Source organism: Kribbella sp., from assembly GCF_035655035.1.
Taxonomy (GTDB): domain Bacteria; phylum Actinomycetota; class Actinomycetes; order Propionibacteriales; family Kribbellaceae; genus Kribbella.
Genome location: NZ_DASRVN010000002.1, coordinates 1 through 5,547, shown reverse-complemented (window position 1 = coordinate 5,547; position 5,547 = coordinate 1). Strand labels below are relative to the sequence as shown.

Here is a 5,547-nt window from a genome sequence, read left to right as displayed (position 1 = left end):
CGACCGGTGTGAACGGCTGGACGGCCGCGATCAACGCGGCCAGACTGCCGTTCCCGCCCGCGAGCTGGGCGAAGTACTTCCGCAACCCCTCGAAGAACGTGTCCTCGCCGACCACGGCCACGAGTTGACGAAGCACGGCCGCGCCTTTGGCGTAGGTGATCGCGTCGAAGTTCGCCTCCGCCGCGGCGATGTCGGGAACGGGCCGGCTGACCGGGTGCGTCGAGGACAGCAGATCGGCGTCGGCAGCGCGTTCCTTTTCGAGCGCGATCGCCACCGACCAGCGGCGATCCAGGACACCGAGTTCGGCGGCAGCCCATTGCGCGGCCCAGTCGGCGAACGACTCGCTGAGCCACAGCCCGTCCCACCACTGCGGCGTCACCAGGTTGCCGAACCACATGTGCGACATCTCGTGCAGCAGCACCAGCGCCCGCCGGCGGAGCTGCTCCGCGGTCGGCGGTGAGCGGTAGAGGACCTGGTCGTTCCAGGTCACGCAGCCGTGGTTCTCCATCGCGCCGGGCTGATCGGGCAGGAACATGTGGTCGTACGAGTCACCGTCGAACGCGACTCCGAATGCGTCCTCGAACAACGCCAGCGCACGCCGGGTGAGACCGAAGATCTCGTCCGCGTTCGCCTCCAACGCTTCAGCCAGCGAACGGCGCGCGTAGACGGCCATCCGCCCGGATCGGACGACGTGGAACGGCCCGGCGCAAACAGCGGTGGCGTACGTCGGCAACCGCGGCGTCGGCGGGAACCGCCATACCGCCGCATCCCCGTCCTCGACCACCTCCAGCTCCCGCTGGTTGCTGACGCAGTACCAGTCCGCCGGCACCCGCACCTCGAAGGCGAACGTCGCCTTCAGGTCCGGCTGGTCAAAACAAGCGAACGCCCGTCGAGCATCGAACGGCTGGAACTGCGTCCACGCGTACACAACACCTTCGGGTACGTCGACCGTTCTCGACAGGCCTCGTCCGGTGCCGGTCCGGTGCCGGGAGTGGATGTCGAGGCGGTGGGGGCCTCCCAGGGACGACAGGCGGAGGCGGTCGTCTTGAAGGGCCTCGCTCGGGTCCAGTGGGATGCCGTCGAGAAGCACCTGGTCGACGTGCTCGGCCACCAGGTCGATCCACGTCAGGCCGGGGCCACCGTGGCCGTCGTACGTGAAGTCCACCACGGTCCGCGAGCCGAAGTACTTGCCGTCCACCAGCCCGGTCAGGTCGAGCGTCACCTCGTACGACGCGACGGACAGCACCGCCGATCGAGCCGCCGCCTCCGCCGCGGTCAGGCCGCCGTCAGCCGGCATGGGTTGCCTCCGGCAACGGGTCGGCCAACGGGAAGTGGCAGGCCACCGCGCTGGACCCGATCCGCAGCAGTGTCGGATCGTCGACAATACAACGATCTTCGGCCAGCCAGCAGCGGGTTCGGAAGTGGCAGCCGGACGGCGGGTCCAGCGGACTCGGGGGCTCCCCGCGGAGGACGATCTCGGGCGGACGGTGCCGCGCCGACCGATCCGGGACCGGCGCCGCCGCGAGCAACGCCTTCGTGTACGGGTGCCGCGGCCGGTCGTACACCTGCACCGAGTCCCCCTCCTCCACGAACCGCCCGAGGTACATCACCGCGACCCGGTCCGCGATGTGCTGCACCACCGCGAGGTCGTGGGCGATGAATACGTAGGCAATCCCGAGCTCACGCTGCAACTGTTCGAGCAGGTTGACGATCTGCGCCTGCACCGACACGTCCAACGCCGACACCGGCTCGTCGCACACCAGCACCTTCGGCCGCAGCGCCAAGGCCCGCGCAATACCAACTCGTTGCCGCTGGCCACCAGAGAACTGATGCGGCAGCCGCTCGGACTGGTCCGGGTTCAACCCGACCATCTCCAGCAGCTCCGCGACCGCCTTCGCCCGATCGCCCCGCGGTACGACGTCCGGATGGATCTCCAACGGTTCGCGGACGATCGCGCCGATCGTCATCCGCGGATCCAGTGACGTGTACGGATCCTGGTGTACCAGCTGGATGTCGCGCCGCGCCCGCCGCAGCCGCCGGCCGCGCATCGTGTGCAGCGGTTCGCCGAGCAGCTCGATCTCACCCGCGGTCGGGCGCTCCATCCCGACCAGCAACTGCGCCAAGGTGGACTTCCCGGACCCCGACTCGCCGACGATGCCGAGCGTCTCCCCGCTGTGCAGCTCGAGGTCGACCCCGTCCACCGCGTGCACGGTCCCCCGCCGCCCGGCCGGCAACCCGCCGATCCGGAAAGTACGCCGTACGCCGCTCGCTCGCAGTACCGCGGTCATCCTGCACCTCCCGCGAAATGGCACGCGGCCCGATGGACCGGTGAGACCACCGCGAACGGCGGCGCGGTCCGGCACACGTCGGCGGCCTGCACGCAGCGAGTACGGAACGCGCACCCGGACGGCAGGTTGCCGAGGTCGGGCGGCTGCCCGCTGATCACCCGGAGCGGCTTGCCCTTCCGGTCCGCCGTACAGATCGAGTCCAGCAGCGCCCGCGTGTACGGGTGCGCGGGCCGTTCGAACACGTCGTCCGCGGGACCTTGCTCGACGACGCGTCCGGCGTACATCACCAAGATGTCGTCCGCCATCCCGGCCACCACGCCCATGTCGTGGGTGATCAGCATCAGGCTCATCTGCCGGTCCGCCTGCAACGACGCGAGCAGCTGCAGGATCTGCGCCTGGACGGTCACGTCGAGCGCGGTCGTCGGCTCGTCCGCGATCAGGATCTCCGGGTCCGCGGCCAGCGCGGTCGCGATCATCACCCGCTGCCGCATCCCGCCGGAGAACTGATGCGGATAGTCGTCGATCCGCCGCGCCGCGTCCGGGATGCCGACCCGCTCCAGCAACTCCAGCGCCCGCCGCCGGGCCGCCCGCCGCGACATCCCCAGGTGCACGCGGCACCCCTCGCCGATCTGGTACCCGACCGGCAACACCGGGTTCAGCGCCGACAGCGCGTCCTGGAACACCATCCCGACCCGGGCACCCCGGACGGTACGCCGTTGTTCCGCCGGCAACTGCAGCAGATCCTGGCCGTCGAGCAGCACGCGTCCCCGCCCGACCCGGCCGACCGAGGCCGGCAGCACGCCCATGATCGCCCGCGCCGTCGCGCTCTTGCCCGACCCGGACTCCCCCAGCACCGCGAGCGTCCGCCCCGGCGTCAGCGAGAGGTCGACGCCGTCGACGGCCACGCTCCAGCCCCGCGACGTCCGGAACTCGACGGTCAGGTCCGAGACCTCCAGCAGTGTCGTCATCGGGACCTCGGATCGAAGGCGTCCCGCAACGCGTCGCCGAGCATCACGAACGACAGCACGGTCACGGACAGGAACAGGGACGGGAACAGCAACAGATGCGGGTGATCGCGGAACGAGTCCTGCGCCTGGTTCAGCTGGACGCCCCACGAGATCGACGGCGCCCGCAGGCCGACGCCCAGGAACGTCAGCGCCGACTCCGCGGTGATCATCCCGCCGACGCCGAGGCTGGCGACCGCGAGGATCGGCGCGAACGAGTTCGGCAGCACGTGCCGGGCGATCACCCGGACCGGTCCGGCGCCGAGCCCGCGGGCCGCCTTCACGAAGTCCAGATCGACGGTCGCGAGCGCGGCCGACCGCATCAGCCGGGTCATCGCCGGCCACGCGAACAGGATCAGGACGGCGGACACCACGACGACGTTCCGCTGGTGCAGCGTGTTCAGGATGACGACCTGCCCGACGAGCGCCGGGAAGCCGAAGAAGATGTCCATCGTGCGGCTGATCACGGCGTCGACCGCGCCGCGGTAGTACGCCGCCAGGCACCCGAGCACCAACGCGATCAGCACGCACCCGGCGGTGACCGTGAAGCCGATCGTTACCGACGACCGCGTCCCGTACACCACGTTGCTGTACAGGTCGCAGCCCTGGATGTCGAAGCCGAACGGATGCCCCGCGGCCGGGCCGTTTCCACTGTTGCCGAGGTCGCAGGCCCGCGGATCGGTCGGCGCGAACACCCCCGGTACGGCGGCCACCACCAGGATCAGCACCACCACCCCCAACGGGATCGCGATCCGCGGCTTCCGCAACAGCCGTCGCCGCACACGCGGAACGGCGAGCACCTCAACGGCGGCCGGCAAGGCTGATCCTCGGGTCTAGTAGGCCGTAGACGATGTCCACGATCAGGTTGATGATCAGGTACACCAGGACCAGCAGGCTGCAGACGCCGACCACGACCGGTCCGTTCTGCTGCGAGATGCCGTTGAACACGACGTACCCGAGTCCCGGGATGTTGAAGATGCCCTCGATCAGCACCGTGCCGCTGACCATGTACCCGAGGCTCAGGCCGAGGACCGACACCACCGGGACGAGTGAGTTCCGCAGGATGTGCCGGACCACGATCATTCGCTGCGGCAGGCCTTTCGCGATCGCGGTGTCCACGTAGTCGGCGTACCGGTTCTCGATGATGCTCGCGCGGGTCAGCCGGACCAGTTCGGGGATGCCGAACAACGCCAGTACGGCTGCCGGCAGCAGGTAGCTGGCCGGCCAGCCCTCCCGTACGCCGGATGTCGGGAACCAGCCGAGGTTCACGCCGAGCAGGATCTGCGCGACGTACGCGACCACGAAGTACGGTACGCCGACCACCACGGTCGTCGCGGTCAGCACGATCCAGTCGACGGTCCCGCCCTGCCGCATCCCGGCGAACGTCCCGAGGGAGATCCCGACCACCGCCATCATCGCCCAGGCGGTGAGCCCGAGCTGCAACGTGTACGGCCAGGCCCGCACGACCAGGTCCGACACCTCGTGCCCCTGCAGGTCGATCCCGAGGTCGCCGCGCACGAGCCCGCCGAGATAGTGGCCGTACTGCGCCCACAACGGCTGGTCCAGGTGGAACCGCTCGCGCAGCGCCTCCTCGACCGACGGCGACAGCACCCGCCCCGGACCGGCCAGCGCCTTGATCGGATCGCCCGGCAGCGCGTACACCGCGGCGAAGATCAGCAGCGTCGTACCGAGCACGACCGGGACCATCCCGGCCAGCCGGCGGATCACGTACCCGGCCATCAGCCGACCTTGACGACCGACAGCCGGGCGCCGCCGAGCACCTCCGGTACCACTCCGCTCAGCCGGTCGGAATGCACCAGCCCGCCGACCGGCCAGTACAGCGGTGCCACCGGGAGATCCGCGAGCGCCTGCTCGGCGGCCTGCTTGGCGTAGTTCGTGGTCGCGCCGGCGTCCTTGCTCGACGCCGCCTGCGCGATCAGCCCGGCGAACGCCTTCGAGTCGTACCCGGTCACGTTCAGCGGTGCGCCGGCCGAGAACATCTGGTCTGCCAGCGCATAGATGTGCGGGTACGGCGAACCGGAGTACAGCAGGCTCGGACCCTTGATCGACTTGCCGCCGAGGCCTTGGTACAGCTGCCCGATCGGCTGCGACTCGAAGCTGACCTTCTGGAGGCCGAGGTTCGTCCGGAGCTGGTTCGCGATCGCCTGCAGCACCTTCTCGTTCGTCGGGTCCTGGTAGGTGTAGAGCGTCATCGGGCCGTTCCAGCCGCCGGCCGCCTGCAGCGCGGCCTTCGC

6 protein-coding genes are annotated in these 5,547 nt (G+C 69.8%); all 6 read right to left on the bottom strand.

The features are described 5' to 3' along the window. Window positions 1–1,297, bottom strand: a 1,297-nt coding sequence (locus VFF46_RS00055; protein ID WP_325034860.1) for a M1 family aminopeptidase, incomplete at its 3' end; no start/stop codon positions are given. Continuing rightward, a complete protein-coding gene (locus VFF46_RS00050; RefSeq protein ID WP_325034859.1) occupies window positions 1,287–2,288 on the bottom strand; it encodes an oligopeptide/dipeptide ABC transporter ATP-binding protein in 1,002 nt (333 codons plus the stop codon). The genes VFF46_RS00050 and VFF46_RS00055, both read right to left, overlap by 11 nt. Beyond that, window positions 2,285–3,256: an ABC transporter ATP-binding protein gene (locus VFF46_RS00045; protein ID WP_325034858.1), complete on the bottom strand. Its 972-nt coding sequence runs from the start codon at window positions 3,254–3,256 to the stop codon at window positions 2,285–2,287. Before VFF46_RS00045 ends, VFF46_RS00050 begins: the two co-directional genes overlap by 4 nt. Beyond that, window positions 3,253–4,110 (bottom strand): ABC transporter permease, encoded by an 858-nt coding sequence (locus VFF46_RS00040; protein ID WP_325034857.1) that lies wholly within the window; start codon window positions 4,108–4,110, stop codon window positions 3,253–3,255. The genes VFF46_RS00045 and VFF46_RS00040 overlap by 4 nt, the downstream gene beginning before the upstream one ends. Beyond that, window positions 4,094–5,032 (bottom strand): ABC transporter permease, encoded by a 939-nt coding sequence (locus VFF46_RS00035; protein ID WP_325034856.1) that lies wholly within the window; start codon window positions 5,030–5,032, stop codon window positions 4,094–4,096. Before VFF46_RS00035 ends, VFF46_RS00040 begins: the two co-directional genes overlap by 17 nt. Then, window positions 5,032–5,547, bottom strand: a 516-nt coding sequence (locus VFF46_RS00030) for a hypothetical protein (RefSeq protein WP_325034855.1), incomplete at its 5' end; no start/stop codon positions are given. The genes VFF46_RS00035 and VFF46_RS00030, both read right to left, overlap by 1 nt.